Here is a 22,350-nt window from a genome sequence, read left to right on the forward strand (position 1 = left end):
CTTGAACCTCAGAATCGATCTTGCCTGGCTGTTGATGATCGCCGAACACAAGACGCCCGGGGACCCGCAGGTGACCGACTGGGGTGCCCTGGTGGCCGCCGTCGGCCGGCACGAGGCGGAGATCTTCGGCGTGCCCGTCTACGAGAGCCCGCACGACCGCGCCGCCGCGCTCCTCCAGGTCCTCCTGCACATCCCGGCCCTGGAGCGGTCCAACGCCCTCTTCGCCTCCTCCGTCGCCTACGCCTATCTGGTCGCCAGCGGCATGAAGGTCGTCACCTCGCCCGAGCAGGTGCGGGAGCTGGCGCGCCTGGTGAAGGAGGACGGGGCGGGCGTGCACGCCATCGCGGACGAGCTGCGCAAGTGGAGCCTGTAGCGGCTTCCCCGTCCTTCCCGCGGATGTCGAGGTGTGCGCCATCGATCATGGGGCGGGGATAGGTTCGGCGCGAGAGAGCCGCACTTCAGGAGGACGCCCATGCCCGCCGCCATCCAGCCGATGATCATCACCCCGGATCTCGACCGCCTGCTCCGCTTCTACCAGGAGCTTCTGGGGGCCGTGGAGGTGTCGCGGACTCCGGAGGAGGGCCCCGCGTCCTTCGTCGACCTGCGCATCGGAGACTCGGAGCTCGGCGTCGTCTCGGACACCAGCGTGCCGCTCGACGCACCCCAGCGCGTGCTCCTGAGCGTGGCGGTGGAAGCCGTGGACGACCTCGTCGAGCGGGTGGACTCCCTCGGCGGTGAGGCGCTCGGGCCGGCCGGCGACATGCCGTGGGGACAGCGCGTCGCGCACATCAAGGACCCGGACGGCAACGCGGTCAACCTCACGCAGGCGATCTGACGCCCGGCTCGTCCGTGCGAGGCGGCCTGGCCGCTCAGTCGGTACCCGGCCGCCGCGCCGTGCCGAGCACGCAGTAGGAGGTGGGCAGCCGGGGGCCTTTCGGGGGCACCAGGAACCTGCGGTACGCACCGACCTCGAAGCCCGCGGCACGCAGGGCACCCAGGGTGTCCCGTGCGACGTGACAGCCGCCGAACAGCAGGGGCCACACCGTGCGGTCCAGGGCGCGCTGCGCGGTCGCCATCACCGCGCCCGGAGCCACGCCGTGCTCGAAGAACCGCAGCTCGCCGCCCGGCCGCAGGACGCGCCGCAGTTCGGCCAGGGCGCGGGGCACGTCGCGCACGCTGCACAGGACCAGCGAGGCCACGGCCCCGTCGAAGGCCTCGCTCTTGACGGGCAGCGCCTCGGCGGCGCCGGGCACCACGTCGACCGGGACGTCGGCCCGCACGGCCGCGTCCGCGGCCAACTGGCGCAAGGTGCGCTCGGGTTCGATGGCCACGACCTCGGAGACGGCCCCGGGATAGTGCGCGAAGTTCAGACCGTTCCCCGCACCGACCTCGATCACCCGGCCGGAGAGCCCGGCGAGCAGCTCCGCGCGGTAGGGGGCGATGACGCGCTCGGCGGCCACGCTCTGCCGGGCGTAGAACCGGGCGAAGACGGGATGGTGCACCGCGTCCCGGGACGCGGTCTTGGCGGAACGAGGTGACATGGGCCCTCCTCGGCGGGACGAGCGATTACCGCAATGGTGCCCCGGCGCGCCCGGTTTCCCCCCTGTACAGAGGGACCGGTCGCACGCCTCGGGGGCCCTCGCGGTGCCGGGGGTGCCGGTGTCGCGTCCTGTCCGGAGGTGGGGACGAGGTGCCGGTGTCGCGTCCTGTCCGGAGGTGGGGCCGGCGGCGCCACGCACGCGAGCGCGTCGCGGCGCCGCCGCCGCTTCAGGCCCCCGCGGGTGCTTCCCGGCGCGTGAAGGCCGCGCTGTCCCAGGTGCCGCCCAGCTCCGGCCCCAGCCAGTCGGCCGCACGGGTACGGAAGTCGGAGCGGGGCAGGGCGCCCGCGCCCTGCGGAATCGCGCCGAGGAGCGGGGCGCCCGCCGAGTGGGGCAGGTCCGCCAGGTTGCAGCGGGAGGCCAGGTCGGGGGCGGCGGGCCAGCCGCCGATCGTCAGGCCCAGCGGGGACAGGCCGCGGGCCCGCAGCGCCTCCGTGGTGAGCGTCGCCATGTTCAGCGTGCCGAGGCCCGCCGTCGCGACCACCAAGACCGGGGCCAAGAGCAGGCGGGCCGCGTCGGCGAGGGTGGCGCCCTCGTCGTCGTACTGGACCAGCAGACCGCCCGCGCCCTCGATCAGGACCAGGTCGTGCTCCGTCGCCAGCTTCTCGGCCGCCGCGGCGACCTCGAAGGGACGGACCTGTGCCATGCCCGCCCGCCGCGCGGCGGTGTTGGGCGCCAACGGCTCGGGGAAGCGGGCGAGTTCGAGGGTGGTGATCTCGTCGCCCGCGAGCCGCGTCACCTCCTGCGCGTCCCCCGGCTCACCGGGGGCGACCCCCGTCTGGGCGGGCTTGAGCATGGCCACGCTGCGCCCGGCGGCCAGCGCGAGGGCGGCCACGGCGGCCGTCGTCACGGTCTTGCCGATCTCGGTGCCCGTACCGGACACCACGATGACGGTCATGTCAGCCCTCCTTCGCCGCCGCGCACACCGCGCGTCCGATCCGTGCCACGTCGTCGTCGCCGGTGATGAACGGCGGCATCGTGTAGATGAGGTCGCGGAACGGCCGCACCCACACCCCTTCGCGCGTCGCGGCACGGGTGGCCGCCTCCATGTCCACGCCGTGGTCCAGCTGGACGACGCCGATCGCACCGAGCACGCGGACGTCCCGGACGCCCGGCAGCCCGGCGGCCTCGGACAGCGTGTCGCGCAGGCCCGCCTCGATGCGCTTGACCTCGGTCCGCCAGTCCTGCCCGAGCAGCAGGTCGATCGAGGCGCAGGCCACCGCGGCGGCGAGCGGATTGCCCATGAACGTCGGGCCGTGGGCCAGGACCGGCACCTCGCCCTGCGAGATGCCGTCCGCGACCCGCGCGGTGCACAGCGTCGCCGCCAGCGTGAGATAGCCGCCGGTGAGCGCCTTGCCCAGGCACAGCACGTCGGGCGTGACGCCCGCGTGGTCGGCGCCGAACAGCGCGCCCGTACGGCCGAATCCGGTGGCGATCTCGTCGAACACGAGGAGTACGTCGTGCTCGTCGCAGACCTCCCGCAGCACCCGCAGATAGGCGGGGGAGTGGAACCGCATGCCGCCGGCCCCCTGCACCACCGGCTCCACGATCACGCCGGCCAGCTCGTGGGCGTGGCGTCCGACGATCTCGCGCAGATGGTCGGCGTAGGCGTCGTCGTACGCCTCGAAGCCCGCGGGCGGGGCGTCCGCGAACACCTGCTGGGGCAGTGCTCCCTGCCACAGCTCGTGCATGCCGCCCTTCGGGTCGCACACCGACATGGGCTGCCAGGTGTCCCCGTGGTAGCCGCCGCGCCAGGTCAGCATCCGCCGCTTCTCCGGACGGCCCAGCGAGCGCCAGTGCTGCAGGCACATCTTGACGGCGACCTCGACCGCCACCGAACCGGAGTCCGCGAGGAAGACGTGTTCGAGGCCCTCCGGCGATATGTCGACAAGGCGCTTCGCCAGCCGGACGGCCGGCTCATGGGTGAGCCCGCCGAACATGACGTGGCTCATCCGGTCCAGCTGACCGCGCACCGCGTGGTTGAGCACGGGGTGGTTGTAGCCGTGGATCGCCGACCACCAGGACGACATGCCGTCGATCAACTCGCCGCCGTCGCCCGCGAGTCGCAGCCGCACACCGCTCGCGGACTCGACGACCAGGGGCTCTTGGCGGCCGGGCATGGGGCCGTAGGGGTGCCACACGTGGCGGCGGTCCAGGTCGAGCAGTTGGGGCACGGAGAAGTCAGGCATTGGGCGCGAGATCCGTTCCCGCGCCCCGGCGGCGTACCGCCACCAGGTCCGTGCGCGCGTCGGAGGCCTCGTGCTCCGCGGCCGCCAAGGCGGGCTCGGGCTCCTGCCGCGCGGAACCGCACGGCCCGCAGCCGCCCGCGCCCTCGCCCTCGCCGTGCGCGGCGCCTTCGCTCTCGCCGTGCGAGCCGCAGCCGCCCTGGCCGTGCGAGCCGCAGCCGGCGGCGGCGAGCGCGTCCGCGCGGTGCTCGGGCAGCGTCACCGTGTCCGTGCCCTCGACCTCGAAACCGGCGTCCGCGATCATCTCCAGGTCGGTCTTGCCGGCCTGGCCCTCACTGGTGAGGTAGTCGCCCAGGAAGATCGAGTTGGCCAGGTGCAGCGCCAGGGGCTGGAGCGTGCGCAGATGCACCTCGCGGCCGCCCGCGATGCGCACCTCCACGTCGGGGCAGACGAAGCGGACCATGGCGAGGATGCGCAGGCAGCGCTGCGGGGTGAGGTTCCACTCCTTGGCCAGCGGGGTGCCCTCGAAGGGGATCAGGAAGTTGACCGGCACCGAGTCGGGGTCGAGCTCACGCAGCGCGTAGACCACGTCCACGAGGTCCTCGTCCGTCTCGCCCATGCCCGCGATCAGCCCCGAACAGGCGGACAGGCCCGCGGCCTGCGCCTGCTGCACCGTGTCCACGCGATCGGCGTAGGTGTGGGTCGTGGTGATCTCGCCGTACGTGCCCTCGGACGTATTGAGGTTGTGGTTGTAGGCGTCCGCGCCCGCCGTGCGCAGTTTGTCCGCCTGGCCGGCGGAGAGCAGACCGAGGCACGCGCAGACCTCGACGTCCTCGTTCTGCTCCTTGATCGCCTCGATGGTCCGCGAGACCCGCTCGACGTCGCGGTCGGTGGGACCGCGTCCGCTGGCCACCAGGCAGACCCGCTTGGCGCCGCCCGCCACGCCGGCGGCCGCGGCCTGCGAGGCCTCGTCGGGCTTGAGCCAGGTGTACTTGAGGATGCCGGCCGTCGAGCCCAGACGCTGCGAACAGTACGAGCAGTCCTCCGGGCAGAGGCCCGACTTGAGGTTGACCAGATAGTTGAGTTTCACCCGGCGCCCGAACCACTGCCGCCGTACCTTCCCGGCGGCGGCCACCACGTCGAGAAGCTCGTCGTCGGACGTGGCCAGCACGGCCAGCGCCTCTTCACGGGTCGGCAGCTCGCGCCGAAGCCCCTTGTCCACCAGCGTGTTCAGCAGATCCATGGCGCTGATCCTTACGTACGAGAGCATCGCTTTCCAAGGAGACTTCGCACAACAGAAACGCTGAGAGGTGTGGGTATTGCCACATCCTGGGCCGGTGGCCGGACAGCTAGGGTCTGTGCACTGTCTACAAACCGGCCAGTGCTGACGACCCGGAGGAAACGCCATGGCGAGCTCGCCGTTCGACTGGATCGACGAGCAGGCGAACCTGCGCGCACGGGCCGGACTCGTCCGCACGCTGCGCCCCCGCCCCGCCGACGCCGGCGGTCTGGTGGACCTGGCGAGCAACGACTATCTGGGCCTGGCCAGGCACCCCGAGATCGTCGAGGGAGCCGCGGCCGCGGCCCGGCGCTGGGGAGGCGGGGCGACCGGCTCGCGGCTGGTGACCGGTTCCACCGAGCTGCACGCGGAACTGGAGCGCGAGCTCGCCGCGTTCTGCGGCTTCGAGTCCGCCCTGGTGCTCTCCTCCGGTTACGCGGCGAACCTCGCGGCCGTCACCGCTCTCGCGCCGCACGGCTCGCTGATCGTCTCGGACGCGGGCAACCACGCCTCGCTGATCGATGGCTGCCGGCTCGCGCGCGGCACGACGCAGGTGGTGCCGCACGCCGACACCGAGGCGGTGCGCAAGACCCTGGACGCGCACCCGGGTCCCGCGGTCGTCGTGTCGGACACGGTCTTCTCGGTCGACGGCGACGCGGCGCCGCTGGCCGAAATCGGTTCCGTGTGCCGGGAGTTCGGCGCCGGTCTGATCGTCGACGACGCCCACGGCCTCGGGGTGCTCGGCGAGGGGGGCCGGGGCGCCCCGCAGGCGGCCGGGCTCGCTGGCGCGGCCCATACGGTGGCCACGGTCACCCTGTCGAAGTCCTTCGGCAGTCAGGGCGGTGCGGTCCTCGGGCCCGCCAAGGTCATCGACCACCTGGTCAACGCGGCCCGGACGTTCATCTTCGACACCGGACTCGCGCCCGCCGCCGCGGGCGCGGCACTGGCGGCGCTGCGGCTGCTGCGCGCGGAACCGGAGCGGGCCGCACGGGCCCGCGCGGTCGCGGCCGAGCTGCACGAGCGCCTCACGGCGGAAGGGCTTTCGGCGGTTCGTCCCGACGCCGCCGTCGTCTCAGTGCGCGCGCCCTCGCCGGAAGCGGCCGTGCGGTGGGCCGCCGACTGCCGGGGCGCGGGGCTGGCCGTCGGCTGCTTCCGTCCGCCGTCGGTGCCCGACGGCATCTCACGGCTGCGGCTGACCGCCCGTGCGGATCTCACCGGCGCACAGATCGCCGATGCCGTACGGGTGATCAGCCGCGTCGCACCCCGGTAGTCAGCGGAGGCCGTGGACGAAGGCCTCCCAGGTCGCGGGCGTGAAGAGCAGGGCGGGCCCTGCGGTGTTCTTCGAATCGCGCACGGCGAGCAGCCCCTGCTTCGGCCCTGAAGCGAGCGAGGCTGTCTCGACGCAGTTGTTCATGCCGTTGCTGCGGCTGCTGCGGTACCACCGTGCGTCGTGCAGAGATGTGCTGGAAGGTACGTACCGAGGCAGTGCAGTCATGGTGCCCCCTTACGCGCCGTCACGTATCCCGGCGATGTGATCCATTGATTCCTCGGGTGAAAGCGCCTTTCCCTGAAGGGAGTTGAAGGCCTCCGTGTATGCCTGAAGGTCTTCTTTCCGTTCGAGGTAGAGGCTACTCGTCAAGTGGTCGAGAACAACCACATCCAGATCAGCAATGTTCGGAAATGAGAAGATAACGAAAGAACCGATGAGTCCCACGTGCTCTCCGGCGGCGAACGGCAACACCTGAAGTCGTACATGGGGCAACTGTCCGGCTTCCAGTAACCGTTTCAACTGACCCGCGAGCACCTTGCTGCCGCCCACCTGCCTGTGCAGGACCGACTCGTCCAGGATCACGCTCAGTTTCAGCGGCGGCGCCGCGCGCAGCACGTCCTGACGGGCCAGACGCACCTCCACCAGCGTGTCCACGCGCCCGTCCGGCAGTCCGTCGAGGGCGGCCCGCGTCACCGCACGGGCGTAGTCCGGCGTCTGCAGCAGACCGGGCACGACGGTGGTCTCCAGGGTGCGCATGCGGCAGGCCTGTGACTCCAGGCTGATGAAGTCGCGGTAGGCGGGCGGCAGCAGCTCGCGATAGGCGTGCCACCAGTGGCGGCGCCCGCCGTCGTCGTCGGAGCCCGCCAGCGCCACCAGCAATTGGCGCAGCTGGGCGTCCTTCACCTCGTACGCGTCGAGCAGCAGGCGTACGTCGGCCGCCTTGACGCTGCTACGTCCCGTCTCGATCCGGCTGACCTTCGACTGGTGCCAGCCGACCCGGTCCGCCGCCTGGCCGCTGGTGAGCCCGGCGTGCGCGCGCAGCGCGCGCAGTTCCGCGCCGAGTTTCCGGCGGCGCACCGCGGGGCCGTACCGCATGTCCGTCTCCTCCCGACGGAGCGTTCCTTTTCGGCCTCCCCCGGGCCGCTCAGGGGCGACAGTAGAGGAAGTGCCGAGCTCGTGCCCAAATACGGTCTCGCGTAGCAGAGTTCACCGCTTCGAGCGACAGATATATGCACATCTTGGTGGATGGCCACCTCTGAGGGGTCCAAGAGTGGCAGGCTGGCGCGAAGCACCATTCCGGGACTGTTCTCGTGTCTTCCGCCACCAGCGGAGCCGAGGCCCGGTGGGAAAGGGACAGCGTCGTCATGGCAGACCTTCAGGAAGCATCCGTCACCCTGCCGAGCGATCCTGCCTCGGTCTCCGCGGCCCGGAAATACGTCTCGAGCGTCCTCGCCGAATGGGGTTTGCCGGGCGAGACGGAAGCGGCGGACACGGTGCGGCTCATCGTCTCGGAACTCGCCACGAACGCCGTCCAGCACACGCGCGGCGAATCGCCCACCTTCCGGGTGGACCTCGAACTCGACCGGGACGAGCAACTGCGGATCGGCGTCACCGACAGCCACCCCCGCTACCCCAAGCGGCTGCCCGCCGCGGTCCAGCAGGACAACGGCCGCGGCCTGGTCATCATCCGCTGGCTGACCATGGAGTGCGGCGGCCGGCTCTCGGTCACACCGACCCCCGAGGGCGGCAAGACGGTCTGGATCGCGCTGCCGTGGACGGCGCCGGTGCGCGGTGGGGCAGCCGCCCCCTCGGTCTCGCCCTCACCCCGCTGAGCGCCCGAAGGTCCCGCGCAGCAGCGCCCGGAAGGTGTCCGCCGCCGGATGCGGCTCGTCGGTGCGGTGCACCACCGAGATCGTCCGGCGCAGGCTCCCCGGCTCCAGCGGCCGCATCCCCACCGGCGTGGCCGCCGTCCGCGCCACCATCTCCGGTACGACGGCGACGCCGAGCCCGGCGCTGACCAGGGCGCACACCAGCGCGTACCCCGGCGTCTCGACCAGGACCGCGGGCGTGGCGCCGGCCCGCACGAGCGCGGACTCCACGCTCTGCCGGGAGGGGTGGCTCGGCGCCATGCTGATGAGCGGCTGCCCGACGAGCTCGGTCAGGGGCAGCCGTGAGGAGGCGCTCGCCAGGGCGTGACCGGGCGAGGTCACCAGGACCAGCTCCTCGACCAGGATCGGTTCCGCGGTCACGGACGCGGGCAGCGGCACCGGATCCGCCGGTTCGTAGGCGTGCGTGAGGGCCAGGTCGACCTCACCCGCCGCCACCGCCGCGACGCCGAGCGGCGGCTCATAGCCCCGCACGGTCAGCTCGATGTCCGGATGGGCGCGACGGAAGGCGGTCAGCGCGGGCGGCACCAGATGGATCCCGGCGGTGGTGAAGGTCCCCACCCGCAGCCTGCCGCCGGAGAGGCCCGCCAGCCGCGCCAGTTCGTGCCGGGCCTGCTCCATCTCGTCCAGGACCCGGCGCGCCCGCGCGAGCAGCAGCTCACCCGCGCCGGTCAGCCGGGCCCCGCGGTGGTGCCGGACCAGGAGCGCGGTGCCCGCCTCACGTTCGAGCTTGGCCAGCTGCTGGGAGAGGGCGGGCACGGTGTAGCCCAGGCGCTCGGCGGCGCGGGTGATCGACCCGGCCTCGGAGACCGCCACCAGAGCGGCGAGCCGCGTCGGGTCGTACATGGTCGCTCCCGGTGCAGGAGCCGACGGGCGGCGAGCGGTCCGTCGGCCGTGGGGCTAAACGACTGCTTAAGGCAGACCCAGGATATTCCACATACCTGCTGAAGGCAGAAGAACGGCAGGGTGGACGCCATGGACGCACAACTGGTCGCTTTCACCGGGGTCGCCGCGGGCATGGTCGCCATGCCGGGCGCCGACTTCGCCGTCGTGGTGCGCAACTCGCTCGCCTCCCGCCGGGCCGGCGTGGCCTGCGCGATCGGCGTGGCGGGCGGGCTGCTGGTGCACACGGCGCTGGCGGTGGCCGGAGTCGCGGCGGTCCTCGCGGCGGTGCCCACGCTCTTCCGTGCGGTGCAGGTCGCGGGCGGCGCCTACGTTCTCCTGCTCGGGTACCGCGCGCTGCGCTCGGCGGCGCGGCCGCCGCGGGAGTCCGGTGTTCCGGACGCTGAGGAAGAGGCGGAGGAGGCGGCGGAGGCGGCCGGGAGCAGCCTGCGGCAGGGCTTCCTGACCAACGCCCTCAACCCGAAGGCGCCCATCACCTTCCTCAGCGTGCTGCCGCAGTTCGTGCCCGCGGACGCTCCCGCCATGCCCCGGACGCTGCTGCTCGCGTCCATCGTCGTGGCCCTCGCCCTGGTGTGGTTCCCGGTCGTGGCGCTCCTGGTCGACCGGCTCGGCCGCTGGTTGCGCAGACCGCGTACGGCCCGCGCGATCGAGGGCGGCACGGGTGCCGCGCTCGGCGTGCTGGGCCTGGTGCTCCTCACCGAGGCCCTGGTCTGACGTCGTCCGGTGCGGTGGATCCCGCGCGGCCGTCCCCGGCCTGTCCGTCGTCGCCTCCGGTCTTCCTCTCCTCTTCCTTGTCCGCCGCGCCGCGCACCAGGAGGGGGAGCAGGCCCCAAAGGCCCGCGCACACCACCAGGGTGGCCGCGCTCGCGATGATCCCGCCGGTTCTGCCCACCGCCACGTCGACGACCAGCAGGACGGCGCCGGAGACCGCGAACACCAGGACACCGAGGCCGATGCCCGCGAGCCGGGAGGAGACGCGCACGATCAGCGGTTTGGAGTGCTGCCCGAACAGCGACCGGTGCACGGCGGCCGGCGCGGTGAACAGCGCGGCGGCGAGCACGGCCAGGAGCAGCGTGGTCACGTAGGTGGCGCGCTGCACGGTGTCGAGCGAGGGGAAGCGCTCGGTGAAGGCGAGCGTCAACAGGAACGCGAAGAGGATCTGCACCCCGGCCTGCGTGACCCGCAGTTCCTGGAGGATCTCCGAGAAGTTGCGGTCGGCACGTTCGAAGCGCGTCTCGTTGCGCCTCGCGTCGCGGGCCTTGTCGTCCGCGGTCGAGGAGCTGTGGTTTTCGGCCATGGCGCACGAGTATCCGTGCCGGCGCGCTCCACGCCTGGCGGGCGCGCCGGTCACGGGGCCGGGCGGGCGCCGTGCGGCGGCCGGCCGTGCGACGGCGGTGGCGGGGACCGTGCGGCCCGCGCCACCGCCGTGCGACGGCCGGCGGAGGGTCAGCGCACCCTGCCGTACCAGACGCTCTTGGTCCAGATCTTCTCGAGCCGCACCTTGGTGTTCGACTTGGGGGCGTGCCAGATCCGGCCCTTACCGGCGTAGATGCCGACGTGGTAGACGTTCCGGCCGGAGTGGAAGAAGACCAGGTCGCCCTTGACGCGGCTGGACGCGGAGACGTGGCGCGTCTTGTTGTACTGCTGCGCGGCGGTGCGCGGAAGCTTCTTGCCCGCGCGCTTGAACGAGTAGAGGGTCAGGCCCGAGCAGTCGAAGCGGTGGGGGCCCGTCGCTCCGTAGCGGTACGGAGAACCTTTCTTGGAGGCAGCGATCTTGAGCGCCTTCGTCCCGTGTGTCGCGGCCTCTGCTTCCGACGTGAGCCCTGGGGCCACGAGGGTGCCGCCCACGACGGCGAGTGTGAGGGCCGATACGGAACCGGCCCTGGTCAGCAGCGACGGAACATGATTCAGCGCAGTCATGCGCAACCCTTCGTCAGCCGCCTGTGAAGGATGACCTGTCGGATTCGGGCTGGCGAAGTTGCCCGGCCGCGCTGTGCGGCTTCACCCCAAGGGTCGTGTCCGGACCTTCCGGACCGACCCGTCATGCCTGGGTCCTCCACTCCTGCCGATGCACCGATGTCGACCGGTCATCCGGGTGGCGGCAGGACTCGGCGTCCGCCCGGACCGCCCCGCCGCTGTGGCGGGGGCTTGTCGTCGGAAGGGATCTTGACCCGAACAGGGCTCGAATTCCGAGCCGAAACGGCGTTTTGTGAGGCTCCTCACGGCTGAACCGTTCGGGTGGACAAGGTCGGATACGGGATCAGCAGGCGGCACCGGACGATCGTTCGACCAGCACCGGAACGAGGAATTCCGGCCCTCGCGTACACATCTGACGCAACCGAAGACGTCTTCAAGAAGGACGATCGTCTACGCCGAACGAGGTAGCCCGTTTGGTTCGTTTGAAAGGGAACCCGGACGCCTCGGACTCCAGGCCGTGTGATGACGGTGGATCAGGAGCAGGGAGTGACGGATGTTCAGGGCGCCGGTGGGGGCGGCACGGTGACGCGCCCGGCCCGCCGCTCCCCGTCAAGGACCCGCAGCGCCCGGGCCAGCGTCGGCGCGTGCACCGCGCTCTCGCCGCGCTGGTGCATGAGCGTCAGGGCGTCCCGCAGGGCGGTGGCCTTGCCGACCAGGGCCTGGGCGGCGCGCAGTCCGCCGTAGGTGTCCGAGGCGCGGGCGGGGTTGATCCGGCCGAGCAGGTCGACCACTTCGAGGTAGCGGTCGATCAACTCGCCCTCGGCGCGGGTGAGCGCGGGCAGCGGAGGAAGCTCGGGAGGCAGCATCGGCGGCTCACCCCGCGTCCGGGAGGCGCGGGGCGGCCTTGCGGCTCGCGATGAGCCCGTCCACCAGGCCGTACGCGAGCGCCTCGGGTGCGCTGAGGATCTTGTCCCGTTCGATGTCGGCGGCGACGCGTCGGGCGCTCTGACCGGTGTGGCGGACGAGCATCTCCGCCAACTGGGCGCGGGTGCGCAGGAGTTCGGCGGCGTGAATGGCCAGGTCGGAGGTCTGGCCGTGGAGCGGCTCGGTGAGCGAGGGCTGGTGGATCAGGACCCGGGCGCCGGGCAGGGCGAACCGTTTTCCGGGGGTGCCCGCGGCCAGCAGGACGGCGGCCGACGACGCGGCCTGCCCCAGGCAGGTCGTCTCCACGTCGCAGGCGACGAACCGGATCGTGTCGTAGATCGCCGTCATCGCGCTGAACGAGCCGCCGGGGGAGTTGATGTAGAGCGAGATGTCGCGGTCGGGCGCCAGGTGTTCGAGATGCATGAACTGCGCCATCACGTCGTTGGCCGAGGTGTCGTCGATCGGTGTCCCCAGGAAGACGATGCGCTCTTCGAGCAACTTCGCGTACGGATCGAGGGTGCGCTGCCCGGCGCCGGTGCGCTCGGTGAACTCGGGCAGGACATGGCGGGCAGACGGTCGGTTCATGGCACGTCTCTCCTCTGCGGGGCGAGTGCTCCCCGAAGTCTCGGTAAAAAATGTACAGGACGTACGTAACGCTGTGGAGGGGGGCATCTTCGGAAGGCCCGCCGGAGTCAACGGACGCGCCGCTTTTCAGCCGCCCGCTGAAAGCGCGGGCCCCGGCGCCCGGAGCCGCATGGCCGACGCGGCGGGGTGGGGATGCTCCGTCTCGTCGCGATCTCCGCCGCCCCGAGCCGAAAGCGCCCCATGAGCCCTGAACCGCACCGCGCCCGCGAGCCGCACGACGCGGAGAAGACCTCCGACGCCCCCGGGCTCGTCCACCGCACGGCCCGCGAACTCGCCGCCGGGATCCGCGCGCGCGAGTTCTCCGCGCGGGAGGTCGTCCAGGCGCACCTGGACCGGATCGAGCAGGTCAACGGCGCGGTGAACGCCGTGGTGACCCTGGTGGCCGAGCGTGCGCTCGACGAGGCGCACACCGCCGACGAGGCCACCGCCCACGGAGAGCCGCTCGGCCCGCTGCACGGGCTGCCCGTCGCCCACAAGGACACCCACGACACCTGCGGCATCCGTACCACCTACGGCACGCCGCTCCTCGCCGACCACGTCCCCGAGCGCGACGAGCTGATCGTCGAACGCATCCGGGCCGCCGGGGCGATCACCATCGGCAAGACCAACGTGCCCGAGTTCGCGGCCGGTTCGCACACCGTCAACCCGCTCTTCGGGGCGACCCGCAACCCCTACGACCTCCGGCGCTCCGCGGGCGGCAGCAGCGGGGGAGCGGCGGCCGCCCTCGCCTGCGGCATGCATCCCCTCGCCGACGGCAGCGACATGGGAGGTTCGCTGCGCAACCCCGCGTCGTTCTGCAACGTGGTGGGGCTGCGCCCCTCGCCGGGCCGGGTGCCGAGCTGGCCGGACACCGCGCCTTGGTCGACGATGGCCGTCCAGGGCCCCATGGCGCGCACCGTCGCCGACGCGGCGCTGCTGCTCTCGGTCGTCGCCGGGCCCGACCCGCGCTCGCCGATCGCCCTGGAGACACCGGGGAGCGCGTTCGGCGGATCGTTGGACCGCGACCTGACCGGCCTGCGGATCGCCTGGTCGCCCGACCTGGGCGGCGCCGTGCCGGTCGACCGCGAGGTCCGCGAGGTGCTGGCGCCCGCCGTCGCGGCCTTCGCCGCCCTGGGGTGCGTGGTCGAGGAGGCATGCCCCGATCTGTCCGGTGCCGACGAGGTGTTCCGGACCTTCCGCGCCTGGCAGTTCCATCTCTCGCTCGGCGCGCTCCTGGAGACCGCGGCAGACCGGATCAAACCCAGTCTTGTCCGGAACATACGACAAGGCGCCACGCTCACCGGAGCCGACCTGGAGCGGGCCACCGTGCGGCACGGCGCACTCTTCCACCGGGTGCGGGAGTTCTTCGAGCGGTACGACGCGCTGGTCCTGCCGACCAGCCAAGTGCCGCCCTTCCCCGTCGAACGGGAGTATCCGGACGAGGTCGAGGGGGTGCCGACGACGGACTACCTGGACTGGATGCGCTCGGCGTACCTGGTCTCCGTGACCGGCAGCCCGGCCCTCTCGGTGCCCGCCGGATTCACCCCGGGCGGACTGCCGGTCGGGGTGCAGATCGTCGGGCCGCACCGCGGAGATCTGCGGGTCCTGCAGATCGGCCACGCCTTCGAACGGGCCACCCGGCACGGCGAGCGCAGGCCGGACGACGGCGTTATGCGCCCGGGCGGCCGGGTACTCGGGCGCCATGAGCCGTTTGGAGCATCTGGACAAGAGCCTCGTCGATGAACTGACGCACGCGGCCCGCGAGGCCGTCAGGGAGGAACTGAAGGAGCAGACGCGCACACAGCGCCGCAAGGCCGCGCTGTACGCCGGGGCAGGGGCCGCCGGCCTCTACGCGGGCGCCGCGCTGGCGCTCGCCTTCGGCCTCGCGCTCGCGCTCGGGCTGCCCGACTGGGCCGCCGCGCTGATCACCGCGGTGGTGCTCGGAGTGGTGGCCTTCCTGCTGCGCGGCGCGGCCAGGCCGGCCATCGACCGTCCCTCCACGGACCGCTCGTCCGCGCCCGCCGCGGACCTGCCGTCGGTGGACGGGCCGTCTCTTCCGCCGCCGCCCGTGACCCCTCCGGCGACCCCGCCCCTGCGACGGGATCAGTGACGTGACGCACCCGGACCAAGATGTTTGGCCAACGGATTACGGGCCACTCGGAGGACTGAGGTGGCCATATTGAATACATCGTCAGATCCAGAAAAGAAGAAAACGAGTTCCCAGAACTCGAGGAATGCGACCAACCGTGCGGAAAGTGCCAGGCCGAAGAGTCGGCCGGGCCCCATGGAGGTGCTGCGTACGGCGCGCACCCAGCTTGCCGAGCTCACCGGAATGGCCGCCGAGTCCGTGTCGTCCTTCGAACAGACCGAGGACGGCTGGACGTTGGAGATCGAGGTCCTGGAACTCACCAGGGTTCCGGACACGATGAGTCTCCTGGCGAGTTACCAGGTGGAGTGCGACCCGCAGGGCGAACTCCTGGGCTACAAGCGCATCCGCCGCTATGAGCGCGGGCGCGCGGACGGCAAGAAGTAGAGCGCCCTTTCCGGGCACTTCCGCGGGATCCCGTGGCATTCCGCAGCTTCCCCCAGATTTTCCCGACCAAGGAGGGCCGATCGGCATGACCGTAGTCCCTGCACAACAGTCCGGCGGATCGGGCGGCACCAGCGGCCTGTACGACGTCTTGGAGCTCGTTCTCGACCGAGGACTCGTCATCGACGCCTTCGTCCGTGTCTCGCTCGTCGGAATCGAAATCCTGAAGATCGACGTGCGGGTGGTCGTCGCCAGCGTCGACACCTATCTGCGCTTCGCCGAGGCGTGCAACCGCCTCGACCTGGAGGCCGGTCCGCGCAAGGACCCCGGTCTGCCCGACCTCATGGGCGAGCTCACCGAGTCCGGTGCGCGCGGCAAGTCCAAGGGGGCGCTGTCCGGCGCCGCCGAGACCGTCTCCGACGCGTTCAAGCAGTCCCGTGAAGAGAGCCAGTCCGAGTCCCGCCCGCGCGCCCGCAAGAGCACGTCCGCGCGCAGGAAGGAGGAGCAGGAATGAGTACGTACGTCTACGGCATCACCGCCGCCACCCACCCTTCGCTCCCCGAAGGCATGGACGGCGTGGGAAAGCCCGCCAGTCCCGTGCGCATCCTCAAGGAAGGCGACCTGGCGGCCATCGTCAGTGACGCCCCGGAGGAGCTGCGCCCCAAGCGCAAGGACCTGCTGGCCCACCAGAACGTACTGAACGAGGCAGGCGCCGCCGGTGCGGTGCTGCCCATGCGGTTCGGCAACGTGGCCCCCGACGACGCGGCCGTCACCAGTGTCCTCGCGGAGCGCGCCGAGCACTACCGCGAGCGCCTCGCGACGCTGACCGACAAGGTCGAGTACAACGTCAAGGCCAGCCACGAAGAGCAGGCCGCGCTGCACCGCGTGATGGCGGACAACCCCGAGGTGCAGGCCCTCGCCGAGGCCAACCGGCAGGCGGGCGGCGGCAGTTACGAGCAGAAGCTCCAGCTCGGCGAGATGGTGGTGGCCGCGCTCCAGGCCCGCGAGGCCGAGGACGCGGTGGCACTGCGCCGCCTCCTGGAGCCGGCGGCGCACTCGGTCAGCGCGGGCCCCGAGTCCACGGGATGGCTGGCCAACCTGTCGTTCCTCGTGGACCGCAAGACGGCCGAGGAGTTCCTCGCCGCCGTGGAGGAGGCCCGCAGGGCCCACCCCCACGTCGAACTGCGCGTCAACGGCCCCCTGCCGCCCTACAGCTTCGTCGAGCCGGGCCCCGCCGAGCCGACCGGCGCCACGCCGCAATCCGCGGGCACGCAGGCCGGCCGGGAGTAACCCATGGGCCTGATCGGCGAAGTACTGCTGCTGCCGTTCGCCCCGGTGCGCGGCGCCTTTTGGACCGTGAACCAGGTGGTCGCCGAAGCCGAGCGCCTTTATTACGACCCCGGCACCGTCCGGGCCGAACTCGCCCAGCTGGAAGAGCAGCTCGAAGCCGGGGAGATCGACGAGGAGGAATTCGACCGCCGGGAGGACGAGTTGCTCGACCGCCTGGAAATCGCCACGCGCTCCGGCGCGGGAACCGACAACGGGACGACACCATGAATCGAGTGGGACTGGGCCTCGCCGTAGGGGCCGGATACGTCCTCGGACGTACGAAGAAGATGAAACTTGCCTTCGCCGTCGGCACGATGGTGGCCGGCAAGAAGATGAATCTGAGCCCGCGGGCGCTGGGCGACTTGCTCTCCCAGCAGCTCCAGAACAACCCGCAGTTCAAGGAGATCGGCGACCAGCTCCGCGGTGACCTGCGCGGAGTCGGCAAGGCCGCCTCCGGTGCGCTGGTCGAGCGTCAGCTGACGGGCCTCGCCGACAAGCTGCACGGCCGGACGGCGGATGTCCGCGACCAGCTCGCGGGCGTGAAGCCGGACCTGCCGGGCCGCGGCGGCAAGGAAGAGGCCGACGAGCCGGACGACGACGCGTACGACGATTACGACGACGAGAACGAGGACGAGGACGAGCGGGAGGACCGGGGCGACCGGAAGAACCGCGAGGAGTCCTCGGAGGCGGAGTCCGAGGAGGAGTCGCAGCCGAGAAAGCGGACTTCCCAGCGCAAGCCCGCCGCCAAGAAGACGGCGGCGAAGAAGAGCCCGGCCAAGAAGACGGCGGCACGACAGAGCCCCGCGAAGAAGACGGCGAAGAAGGCTCCGGCCAGGCCCGCGGCGAAGACGTCCGCGCGCCGTGGCACCGGAGGCCGCGTGCCGAAGGAGGGTGGTCGTGATGAGTGACACCTTGAAATCCGCCACGGGCAAGGCGAAGGAGAACCCGCTCACCGGCATCGTGCAGAGCGAGGCCGCCGACCGGCTCAAGTCCGAGGTCCAGGAGTATCTCGGCGCCCAGGCCCAGCGGCTGCTGGTCGGAGTGGGCCACAAGCTGGGCCAGACGACCGGCAAGCTCAACGACATAGCCGAGGGCAACAGCCCGGGCTTCGCCAAGCTGGCCCTGGACGGCGGCCGCAAGATGGCCGAAGGCAAGGGGCCGCTGCGGTCCGCCGTGGAGGTCGGTGCCGGCCGGGCCAAGGACAGCGTGATCGGCGCCTTCAAGAACCTGACCGGCGGCAAGGGCCGGAACAAGAGCGGGGCCGGCAAGAAGCCCACGGTCATCATGGAGTTCATCGACGTCGGCGTGCCGCTGCGCACGGCCTACGACCAGTGGACCCAGTACCAGGACTTCAGCACCTTCGCCAAGGGCGTCAAGAGCGCGAGCCGCTCCGACGACACCACCTCCGACTGGCAGGCCAAGATCTTCTGGTCGAACCGGAGCTGGAAGGCCCACACCACGGAACAGGTCGCGGACGAGCGCATCGCCTGGTCCTCCGAGGGCGCCAAGGGCACGACGAAGGGCGTCGTCTCCTTCCACTCGCTGGGCGAGAACCTCACGCGCGTCCTGCTGGTCCTGGAGTACTACCCGAAGGGCCTCTTCGAGAAGACCGGCAACATCTGGCGCGCCCAGGGCCGCCGGGCCCGGCTCGACCTGAAGAACTACGCGCGCTTCATCACCATCAAGGGTGAGGCCGAGGACGGCTGGCGCGGCGAGATCCGCGACGGTGAGGTCGTCCAGAGCCACGAGGACGCGGTCGCGGAGGAGGAAGAGCAGGAGCAGGCCGAAGGCGCGTCGGACGAGGGCGCCGAGGACGAGTACGAGCACGACGAGGAGCACCCGGAGGAGTCCGAGGAGGACCAGCCGGAGGCAGCCTACGAGGACGAGTACGAGGACGAGGAAGAGCACGACGAGGACCGTCCCGAGGAGTCCTACGAAGAGGACGAAGAGGACGAAGAAGACGCCGACGGCGAGGTCCGGTACGAGGACGAGGGCGAGGAAGAAGAGGGCGAGGCGAAGTACGACGAAGAAGAGGGTGACGAGTACGCCGAGGACGGCGAGGACGTCAAGGAAGAAGAAGCCGCTGTGAGCGGGAGTCGCCGATGACCATGCCGAGCAGGATGCCCGAACCGTACGGGCAGGGCGGCGGCGCGAACCTGGCCGACATCCTGGAGCGCGTGCTCGACAAGGGCATCGTGATCGCCGGAGACATCCGGATCAACCTGCTCGACATCGAACTGCTGACCATCAAGCTGCGGCTCATCGTCGCCTCCGTCGACAAGGCGAAGGAGATGGGGATCGACTGGTGGGAGGACGACCCCGCGCTGTCCACCCGCGCACGCCGCGACGAACTCACCCGTGAGAACGCCGAGTTGCGCGCCCATGTCGCCGAACTGGAGCAGCTGGAGCGGAGCAGGCCCGAGCCCGAGAAGGTGGAGCGCGGCACGGGCGGGCAGAGCAAGAGCGAGCAGAGCGCCAAGGGCGGGCAGAGCAAGACGGAGGACAGCACATGAGCGGACTGCGGTATGTCTACGCGATCTGCCGGCCCTTCGACGCGGCGCTCCAGGCGCAGGTGACCGGGGTGGACGGCGCGCCCCCCGGTCAGCTGTCCCACCACGGCCTGATCGCGGTGGTGGGCACCGTGCCGGAGCAGGACTTCGCCGAGGAGCCGCTGAGGCGCCACCTGGAGGACCTGGACTGGCTGAGCGCCACCGCGCGCGCCCACCAGTCGGTGATCGACGCCCTCACCGCGGTCACCACGCCGCTGCCGCTGCGGCTGGCCACCGTGTTCCGGGACGACGCGGGAGTGCGCGCGATGATGGAGGCACGGGAGGACTCCCTCAAGCGCACGCTCGACCGGCTCGACGGCCGCGTGGAGTGGGGCGTGAAGATCCACGCCGAGGCGCAGGCCGCCCGCCCGGCGGCCGAGCCGGAGAAGGCCGCGTCGGGCCGGGACTACCTGCGCCAGCGCCGCCAGCGCAACAAGGCGCACGAGGAGATGTGGGAGAGCGCCGAGAAGTTCGCGCGCCGGCTGCACGACACGCTCTGCGAGCACGCGGAGGACGCCCGGCTGCACGCGCCCCAGAACTCCACGCTCTCCAAGGAGCCGGGCCGCAACGTGCTCAACGCGGCCTATCTGGTCACGCGCGCCGGCTCGGAGGCCTTCGTCGAACTGGTGGAGGGCTTCGAGACCGAGACGCCGGGCCTGCGCGTCGAACTCACCGGACCGTGGGCCGCGTACTCCTTCGCGGACCTGGAGGCCGAAGAGGACGCCGTGGCGGGAGAGGCGGGACCGTGACCGTCTTCGAACGGCGCGAGGTCGCCCTGGTCGACCTGCTCGACCGGCTGCTCGCGGGTGGGGTCGTCATCACCGGCGACCTCACCCTGCGCATCGCGGACGTCGACCTCGTGCGCATCGACCTGAACGCGCTCATCAGCTCGGTGAACGAGCAGGTCCCCTCACCCTTCGAGGAGTTGCTGTGAACGAGGAGGAGCGGGAGCAGCTGCGCGAGCAGATCCGGCCGACCGAGAAGAAGCCGGGCAAGAACCGCCTGGACCTCGAACCGGACACGGTGGAACGTGACCTGATCAAGCTGGTCCTGACCGTCGTGGAGCTGCTGCGCCAGCTCATGGAGCGGCAGGCGGTACGCCGGTTCGAGACCGGAGAGCTGGACGAGGACCAGGAGGAGCGCATCGGGCTCACGCTGATGCTCCTGGACGACCGCATGGCCGAGCTGCGCGACCGCTACGGCCTGCGGCCCGAGGACCTGAATCTGGACCTCGGGCCGCTGGGACCGCTGCTGCCGCGCGACTGACGTTTCCCGGGGGCCCTGGCCCCCGGGATCCGGTCAGTTGGCGTTCGGCTTCGCGAACTCCGTCAGGATCGCCTCGCAGAACGCCTTCAGGTCGTCCGGCTTGCGGCTGGTGATCAGCGTGTTGGGCCCGTCGTGGCAGATCTTCACCTGCTCGTCCACCCAGGTGCCGCCCGCGTTGACGATGTCCGTGCGGAGGCTGGGGAACGACGTGAGCCCGCGGCCCGACACGACGCCCGCCTCGACGAGGACCCAGGGCGCGTGACAGATGGCGGCCACCGGACGGCCTGAGTCGAAGAAACCACGGACGAAGGACACCGCCTTCTCGTCCAGGCGCAGCGCGTCCGGGTTGGCCACGCCGCCCGGCAGGACGAGCCCGTCGAAGGAATCGGCCGACACCTCTCCCACGACCTTGTCGACGGGGAACGTGTCGGCCTTGTCCAGATGGTCGAAGGCCTGCACGTGGCCCTCTTCCGTCGACACCAGGACGGGCTCGCCGCCCGCGTCGGTCACCGCTTTCCACGGGTCGGTGAGTTCGATCTGCTCGACGCCCTCGGGCGCCATCAGGAATGCGACACGCATGGCTGTTCACTCTCCTCGCGGGGCCCGGACCGGTCCGGGCCCCTTTACTCGTGTGGGGGTCGGATCACGAGTTCCCTGGCCCCGCCCAGGTCAATCAAGGTCGCTGCGGTGACTGTCCCGTGGCCTGGTGGGTACTCAGGGTCACATGCGGATGAGTGTGATGGATGTGGGTTCGAACGCGGTCCGGCTGGTTGTCGTGGACGCCGAGGACGGTGTGCCCCTGCCCGTGCACACCGCGAAGTGGAAGGTGCGGCTCTCCGAGGAGGTCGGGCCGTGCGGGGTGATCCCCGAGGAATCGATGGGGCCGCTCGTCACGGCGGTCGCCGCGGCCGCCGGTACCGCGCGCCGGTGGGGCGCCGCGGAGCCGCTGGCCTTCGCCACGACGGTGGTGCGCAGTGCGCCCAACCGGCTGGACGTGCTGCGGACGATCGACGAGGAGACCGGCGTACGGCTGTGCACGCTGCCCGGCGAGGTGGAGGCCGAGCTCACCTTCCTGGGCGCCCGCCGGTGGATGGGCTGGCGGGCCGGCCCGCTCGCCGTGTTCGACATCGGCGGCGGCTCGCTGGAGGTGGCCTTCGGCCGCGGCCGGCTCCCGGAGTACGTGGCTTCGCTGCCCCTCGGCGCGCGCCGGCTGACCCGGGAGTTCTTCGACGGCGACGGCCCGCCGACCGAGCAGAGCGTGAAGGCCCTGCGGCGCAAGGTGCGCCACCAGTTGCGGGACGTCGCCGCCCGGATCCGCTGGGAGGGGCCGCGCACCGCCGTGGCGACCTCCCGGACGTTCCAGCAGCTCGCCCGGCTCGCGGGCGCCGCCCCCGGCCGCCACGGCCCCTTCACGGCACGCCAGCTGAGCCGGGCGGACCTGCGCCGCTGCCGCGACCGGCTCGCCGCCCTGCCCGTGGCCGAGCGTGCCGCGCTGCCCGGGATCTCGGCGCCGCGCGCCGCGCAGAGCCTGGCCGGGGCGATCGTGGGGCACACGGCCATGAAGCTCACCGACGTCAAGGCGGTCACCCTGTGCCCTTGGGCCATCCGCGAAGGCGTCCTGCTGCGCCACATGGAGGACGGCGGGGCGTGGTGGGCGGAGGTCAGCCAGCGCGAGGCCGCGCTGCCGGTCGTGCCGCCGGTGTCGCTGCGGGTCGCGGCCTTGCAGAACTGAACGGGGCCGCGCCTCAGGACTCCGTCACACGGCGGCGGGCGCGGTGTTCGGCGGTGACTTGCCGCCGGTGCAGGGCCGCGCGCTCCTCCGCGGTGGTCCCGCCCCAGACGCCGTAGGCCTGCCCGCTGTCGAGGGCCCAGGCGAGGCAGGAGCCGAGGACGGGGCAGCGTGCGCAGATCCGCTTGGCGGCCAGCTCGTCCCGCAGCGCGGGGCCGGCTCTGCTGACGGCGAAGAACAGCTCGGGGTCGGATCGTGCGCAGAGCGCGTGCGTCATCCAGTCCATGAACCAACGCCTCCCCCTGGGAGCGGGATCCGCCGTCGTCCGGTCCGCCGCCGAGTGCCCGCGCCGGGCGGACG

At 71.6% G+C, this 22,350-nt stretch carries 31 protein-coding genes and 1 riboswitch; of the genes, 18 read left to right on the forward strand and 13 right to left on the reverse strand.

From position 1 onward, the window contains the following. Position 1 precedes the first annotated feature (1 nt). Positions 2-373, forward strand: coding sequence for a fic family toxin-antitoxin system, toxin component (locus tag QBL25_RS36900; RefSeq protein ID WP_409061303.1), 372 nt, complete (start codon positions 2-4; stop codon positions 371-373). A gap of 99 nt (positions 374-472) precedes the next feature. After that, complete coding sequence (locus tag QBL25_RS36905) at positions 473-835, forward strand: VOC family protein (RefSeq protein ID WP_409061304.1); 363 nt, start codon at positions 473-475, stop codon at positions 833-835. Between the two features lie 34 nt (positions 836-869). Here QBL25_RS36905 and QBL25_RS36910 read toward each other — a convergent pair whose 3' ends face one another. The 4 genes from QBL25_RS36910 to bioB all read right to left on the reverse strand — a co-directional run bounded on the left by QBL25_RS36910 (position 870) and on the right by bioB (position 5,027). After that, positions 870-1,541: a class I SAM-dependent methyltransferase gene (locus QBL25_RS36910; protein ID WP_409061305.1), complete on the reverse strand. Its 672-nt coding sequence runs from the start codon at positions 1,539-1,541 to the stop codon at positions 870-872. A gap of 226 nt (positions 1,542-1,767) precedes the next feature. Continuing rightward, complete coding sequence (gene bioD, locus QBL25_RS36915) at positions 1,768-2,496, reverse strand: dethiobiotin synthase (protein ID WP_409061306.1); 729 nt, start codon at positions 2,494-2,496, stop codon at positions 1,768-1,770. Position 2,497: 1 nt separating this feature from the next. After that, positions 2,498-3,787, reverse strand: a complete 1,290-nt coding sequence (locus tag QBL25_RS36920) for an adenosylmethionine--8-amino-7-oxononanoate transaminase (RefSeq protein ID WP_409061307.1) — start codon at positions 3,785-3,787, stop codon at positions 2,498-2,500. Further along, positions 3,780-5,027: a biotin synthase BioB gene (gene bioB, locus QBL25_RS36925; protein WP_409061308.1), complete on the reverse strand. Its 1,248-nt coding sequence runs from the start codon at positions 5,025-5,027 to the stop codon at positions 3,780-3,782. The genes QBL25_RS36920 and bioB overlap by 8 nt, the downstream gene beginning before the upstream one ends. A gap of 163 nt (positions 5,028-5,190) precedes the next feature. Here bioB and QBL25_RS36930 point away from each other — a divergent pair, with 163 nt between their 5' ends. Next, a complete protein-coding gene (locus tag QBL25_RS36930; RefSeq protein ID WP_409061309.1) occupies positions 5,191-6,333 on the forward strand; it encodes an 8-amino-7-oxononanoate synthase in 1,143 nt (380 codons plus the stop codon). Here QBL25_RS36930 and QBL25_RS36935 read toward each other — a convergent pair whose 3' ends face one another. Both QBL25_RS36935 and QBL25_RS36940 read right to left on the reverse strand, forming a co-directional pair. Next, positions 6,334-6,558, reverse strand: coding sequence for a DUF397 domain-containing protein (locus QBL25_RS36935; RefSeq protein WP_409061310.1), 225 nt, complete (start codon positions 6,556-6,558; stop codon positions 6,334-6,336). Between the two features lie 9 nt (positions 6,559-6,567). Continuing rightward, positions 6,568-7,428 carry a helix-turn-helix domain-containing protein gene (locus tag QBL25_RS36940; protein WP_409061311.1) on the reverse strand — a complete coding sequence of 287 codons (861 nt, stop codon included), beginning with the start codon at positions 7,426-7,428 and terminating at the stop codon, positions 6,568-6,570. Positions 7,429-7,697: 269 nt separating this feature from the next. Between QBL25_RS36940 and QBL25_RS36945 the strand changes: the two genes are divergently transcribed. Further along, on the forward strand, positions 7,698-8,165 hold the full coding sequence (locus QBL25_RS36945) for an ATP-binding protein (protein ID WP_409061312.1): 468 nt from the start codon (positions 7,698-7,700) through the stop codon (positions 8,163-8,165). Here QBL25_RS36945 and QBL25_RS36950 read toward each other — a convergent pair. Then, positions 8,154-9,065, reverse strand: coding sequence for a LysR family transcriptional regulator (locus QBL25_RS36950; RefSeq protein WP_409061313.1), 912 nt, complete (start codon positions 9,063-9,065; stop codon positions 8,154-8,156). The genes QBL25_RS36945 and QBL25_RS36950 overlap by 12 nt on opposite strands. A gap of 129 nt (positions 9,066-9,194) precedes the next feature. On the opposite strand from QBL25_RS36950, the gene QBL25_RS36955 reads away from it, so the two are divergent. Continuing rightward, positions 9,195-9,836, forward strand: coding sequence for a LysE family translocator (locus QBL25_RS36955; protein WP_409061314.1), 642 nt, complete (start codon positions 9,195-9,197; stop codon positions 9,834-9,836). Here QBL25_RS36955 and QBL25_RS36960 read toward each other — a convergent pair. The 4 genes from QBL25_RS36960 to QBL25_RS36975 form a co-directional block, all read right to left on the reverse strand. Next, positions 9,817-10,419, reverse strand: coding sequence for a DUF6328 family protein (locus QBL25_RS36960; RefSeq protein ID WP_409061315.1), 603 nt, complete (start codon positions 10,417-10,419; stop codon positions 9,817-9,819). The two genes, QBL25_RS36955 and QBL25_RS36960, sit on opposite strands and share 20 nt — an antisense overlap. A gap of 149 nt (positions 10,420-10,568) precedes the next feature. Continuing rightward, a complete protein-coding gene (locus QBL25_RS36965; RefSeq protein WP_409061316.1) occupies positions 10,569-11,042 on the reverse strand; it encodes a C40 family peptidase in 474 nt (157 codons plus the stop codon). A 3-nt stretch (positions 11,043-11,045) separates the two neighbouring features. Beyond that, positions 11,046-11,217, reverse strand: a riboswitch (cyclic di-AMP (ydaO/yuaA leader). A gap of 379 nt (positions 11,218-11,596) precedes the next feature. Continuing rightward, entirely contained in the window at positions 11,597-11,905 is a 309-nt protein-coding gene (locus QBL25_RS36970) for a hypothetical protein (protein ID WP_409061317.1), read from the reverse strand. A 7-nt stretch (positions 11,906-11,912) separates the two neighbouring features. Beyond that, a complete protein-coding gene (locus tag QBL25_RS36975; RefSeq protein ID WP_409061318.1) occupies positions 11,913-12,548 on the reverse strand; it encodes an ATP-dependent Clp protease proteolytic subunit in 636 nt (211 codons plus the stop codon). 240 nt (positions 12,549-12,788) lie between these two features. On the opposite strand from QBL25_RS36975, the gene QBL25_RS36980 reads away from it, so the two are divergent. The 12 genes from QBL25_RS36980 (at position 12,789) to QBL25_RS37035 (ending at position 20,261) form a co-directional block, all read left to right on the forward strand. Further along, positions 12,789-14,330 carry an amidase gene (locus QBL25_RS36980; RefSeq protein ID WP_409061319.1) on the forward strand — a complete coding sequence of 514 codons (1,542 nt, stop codon included), beginning with the start codon at positions 12,789-12,791 and terminating at the stop codon, positions 14,328-14,330. Further along, positions 14,290-14,697, forward strand: coding sequence for a phage holin family protein (locus QBL25_RS36985; RefSeq protein ID WP_409061320.1), 408 nt, complete (start codon positions 14,290-14,292; stop codon positions 14,695-14,697). Before QBL25_RS36980 ends, QBL25_RS36985 begins: the two co-directional genes overlap by 41 nt. 66 nt (positions 14,698-14,763) lie before the next feature. After that, positions 14,764-15,120 carry a gas vesicle protein gene (locus QBL25_RS36990; RefSeq protein WP_409062911.1) on the forward strand — a complete coding sequence of 119 codons (357 nt, stop codon included), beginning with the start codon at positions 14,764-14,766 and terminating at the stop codon, positions 15,118-15,120. A gap of 85 nt (positions 15,121-15,205) precedes the next feature. Further along, the gene (locus QBL25_RS36995; RefSeq protein ID WP_409061321.1) at positions 15,206-15,631 is read left to right on the forward strand and encodes a gas vesicle structural protein GvpA; all 426 of its coding nucleotides are present in this window, start codon (positions 15,206-15,208) and stop codon (positions 15,629-15,631) included. Then, complete coding sequence (locus tag QBL25_RS37000) at positions 15,628-16,407, forward strand: GvpL/GvpF family gas vesicle protein (protein WP_409061322.1); 780 nt, start codon at positions 15,628-15,630, stop codon at positions 16,405-16,407. Before QBL25_RS36995 ends, QBL25_RS37000 begins: the two co-directional genes overlap by 4 nt. 3 nt (positions 16,408-16,410) lie before the next feature. After that, positions 16,411-16,674 carry a gas vesicle protein GvpG gene (locus QBL25_RS37005; RefSeq protein ID WP_409061323.1) on the forward strand — a complete coding sequence of 88 codons (264 nt, stop codon included), beginning with the start codon at positions 16,411-16,413 and terminating at the stop codon, positions 16,672-16,674. Beyond that, positions 16,671-17,354, forward strand: coding sequence for a DNA primase (locus QBL25_RS37010; protein ID WP_409061324.1), 684 nt, complete (start codon positions 16,671-16,673; stop codon positions 17,352-17,354). Before QBL25_RS37005 ends, QBL25_RS37010 begins: the two co-directional genes overlap by 4 nt. Further along, positions 17,347-18,552, forward strand: a complete 1,206-nt coding sequence (locus tag QBL25_RS37015; RefSeq protein WP_409061325.1) for an SRPBCC family protein — start codon at positions 17,347-17,349, stop codon at positions 18,550-18,552. Before QBL25_RS37010 ends, QBL25_RS37015 begins: the two co-directional genes overlap by 8 nt. Next, positions 18,549-18,959: a gas vesicle protein gene (locus tag QBL25_RS37020; protein ID WP_409061326.1), complete on the forward strand. Its 411-nt coding sequence runs from the start codon at positions 18,549-18,551 to the stop codon at positions 18,957-18,959. Before QBL25_RS37015 ends, QBL25_RS37020 begins: the two co-directional genes overlap by 4 nt. Beyond that, the gene (locus QBL25_RS37025; RefSeq protein WP_409061327.1) at positions 18,956-19,744 is read left to right on the forward strand and encodes a GvpL/GvpF family gas vesicle protein; all 789 of its coding nucleotides are present in this window, start codon (positions 18,956-18,958) and stop codon (positions 19,742-19,744) included. The genes QBL25_RS37020 and QBL25_RS37025 overlap by 4 nt, the downstream gene beginning before the upstream one ends. Beyond that, a complete protein-coding gene (locus QBL25_RS37030; protein WP_361831352.1) occupies positions 19,741-19,929 on the forward strand; it encodes a gas vesicle protein in 189 nt (62 codons plus the stop codon). Before QBL25_RS37025 ends, QBL25_RS37030 begins: the two co-directional genes overlap by 4 nt. A gap of 32 nt (positions 19,930-19,961) precedes the next feature. Next, the gene (locus QBL25_RS37035; RefSeq protein ID WP_409062912.1) at positions 19,962-20,261 is read left to right on the forward strand and encodes a gas vesicle protein K; all 300 of its coding nucleotides are present in this window, start codon (positions 19,962-19,964) and stop codon (positions 20,259-20,261) included. 33 nt (positions 20,262-20,294) lie between these two features. Here the strand turns inward: QBL25_RS37035 and QBL25_RS37040 are convergent, their stop codons facing one another. Further along, on the reverse strand, positions 20,295-20,840 hold the full coding sequence (locus QBL25_RS37040; protein ID WP_409061328.1) for a type 1 glutamine amidotransferase domain-containing protein: 546 nt from the start codon (positions 20,838-20,840) through the stop codon (positions 20,295-20,297). A gap of 145 nt (positions 20,841-20,985) precedes the next feature. Here QBL25_RS37040 and QBL25_RS37045 point away from each other — a divergent pair, with 145 nt between their 5' ends. Beyond that, positions 20,986-21,993, forward strand: a complete 1,008-nt coding sequence (locus tag QBL25_RS37045; protein WP_409061329.1) for a Ppx/GppA family phosphatase — start codon at positions 20,986-20,988, stop codon at positions 21,991-21,993. A gap of 13 nt (positions 21,994-22,006) precedes the next feature. Here the strand turns inward: QBL25_RS37045 and QBL25_RS37050 are convergent, their stop codons facing one another. Next, positions 22,007-22,276 (reverse strand): WhiB family transcriptional regulator, encoded by a 270-nt coding sequence (locus QBL25_RS37050; protein WP_409061330.1) that lies wholly within the window; start codon positions 22,274-22,276, stop codon positions 22,007-22,009. Positions 22,277-22,350 lie beyond the last annotated feature (74 nt).

Origin of the sequence: Streptomyces sp. SYP-A7185 (assembly GCF_046103685.1) — a bacterium.
In the GTDB taxonomy this organism is placed as follows: Bacteria; Actinomycetota; Actinomycetes; order Streptomycetales; family Streptomycetaceae; genus Streptomyces.

Bases quoted from the DNA above. Each gene is read 5' to 3' on its own strand.
- QBL25_RS36920 (WP_409061307.1), bottom strand. From the start codon at position 3,787: ATGCCTGACTTCTCCGTGCCCCAACTGCTCGACCTGGACCGCCGCCAC.
- QBL25_RS36940 (WP_409061311.1), bottom strand. From the start codon at position 7,428: ATGCGGTACGGCCCCGCGGTGCGCCGCCGGAAACTCGGCGCGGAACTG.
- QBL25_RS37045 (WP_409061329.1), top strand. From the start codon at position 20,986: ATGCGGATGAGTGTGATGGATGTGGGTTCGAACGCGGTCCGGCTGGTT.
- QBL25_RS37025 (WP_409061327.1), top strand. From the start codon at position 18,956: ATGAGCGGACTGCGGTATGTCTACGCGATCTGCCGGCCCTTCGACGCG.
- QBL25_RS36930 (WP_409061309.1), top strand. From the start codon at position 5,191: ATGGCGAGCTCGCCGTTCGACTGGATCGACGAGCAGGCGAACCTGCGC.
- QBL25_RS37050 (WP_409061330.1), bottom strand. From the start codon at position 22,276: ATGGACTGGATGACGCACGCGCTCTGCGCACGATCCGACCCCGAGCTG.
- QBL25_RS36995 (WP_409061321.1), top strand. From the start codon at position 15,206: ATGACCGTAGTCCCTGCACAACAGTCCGGCGGATCGGGCGGCACCAGC.
- QBL25_RS36935 (WP_409061310.1), bottom strand. From the start codon at position 6,558: ATGACTGCACTGCCTCGGTACGTACCTTCCAGCACATCTCTGCACGAC.
- QBL25_RS37010 (WP_409061324.1), top strand. From the start codon at position 16,671: ATGAATCGAGTGGGACTGGGCCTCGCCGTAGGGGCCGGATACGTCCTC.
- QBL25_RS36955 (WP_409061314.1), top strand. From the start codon at position 9,195: ATGGACGCACAACTGGTCGCTTTCACCGGGGTCGCCGCGGGCATGGTC.
- QBL25_RS36970 (WP_409061317.1), bottom strand. From the start codon at position 11,905: ATGCTGCCTCCCGAGCTTCCTCCGCTGCCCGCGCTCACCCGCGCCGAG.
- QBL25_RS36910 (WP_409061305.1), bottom strand. From the start codon at position 1,541: ATGTCACCTCGTTCCGCCAAGACCGCGTCCCGGGACGCGGTGCACCAT.
- QBL25_RS36945 (WP_409061312.1), top strand. From the start codon at position 7,698: ATGGCAGACCTTCAGGAAGCATCCGTCACCCTGCCGAGCGATCCTGCC.
- bioB (WP_409061308.1), bottom strand. From the start codon at position 5,027: ATGGATCTGCTGAACACGCTGGTGGACAAGGGGCTTCGGCGCGAGCTG.
- QBL25_RS36905 (WP_409061304.1), top strand. From the start codon at position 473: ATGCCCGCCGCCATCCAGCCGATGATCATCACCCCGGATCTCGACCGC.
- QBL25_RS37040 (WP_409061328.1), bottom strand. From the start codon at position 20,840: ATGCGTGTCGCATTCCTGATGGCGCCCGAGGGCGTCGAGCAGATCGAA.
- QBL25_RS36980 (WP_409061319.1), top strand. From the start codon at position 12,789: ATGAGCCCTGAACCGCACCGCGCCCGCGAGCCGCACGACGCGGAGAAG.
- QBL25_RS36950 (WP_409061313.1), bottom strand. From the start codon at position 9,065: ATGTACGACCCGACGCGGCTCGCCGCTCTGGTGGCGGTCTCCGAGGCC.
- QBL25_RS37015 (WP_409061325.1), top strand. From the start codon at position 17,347: ATGAGTGACACCTTGAAATCCGCCACGGGCAAGGCGAAGGAGAACCCG.
- QBL25_RS37020 (WP_409061326.1), top strand. From the start codon at position 18,549: ATGACCATGCCGAGCAGGATGCCCGAACCGTACGGGCAGGGCGGCGGC.
- QBL25_RS36960 (WP_409061315.1), bottom strand. From the start codon at position 10,419: ATGGCCGAAAACCACAGCTCCTCGACCGCGGACGACAAGGCCCGCGAC.
- QBL25_RS36985 (WP_409061320.1), top strand. From the start codon at position 14,290: ATGAGCCGTTTGGAGCATCTGGACAAGAGCCTCGTCGATGAACTGACG.
- QBL25_RS37005 (WP_409061323.1), top strand. From the start codon at position 16,411: ATGGGCCTGATCGGCGAAGTACTGCTGCTGCCGTTCGCCCCGGTGCGC.
- QBL25_RS37000 (WP_409061322.1), top strand. From the start codon at position 15,628: ATGAGTACGTACGTCTACGGCATCACCGCCGCCACCCACCCTTCGCTC.
- QBL25_RS36965 (WP_409061316.1), bottom strand. From the start codon at position 11,042: ATGACTGCGCTGAATCATGTTCCGTCGCTGCTGACCAGGGCCGGTTCC.
- QBL25_RS36975 (WP_409061318.1), bottom strand. From the start codon at position 12,548: ATGAACCGACCGTCTGCCCGCCATGTCCTGCCCGAGTTCACCGAGCGC.
- bioD (WP_409061306.1), bottom strand. From the start codon at position 2,496: ATGACCGTCATCGTGGTGTCCGGTACGGGCACCGAGATCGGCAAGACC.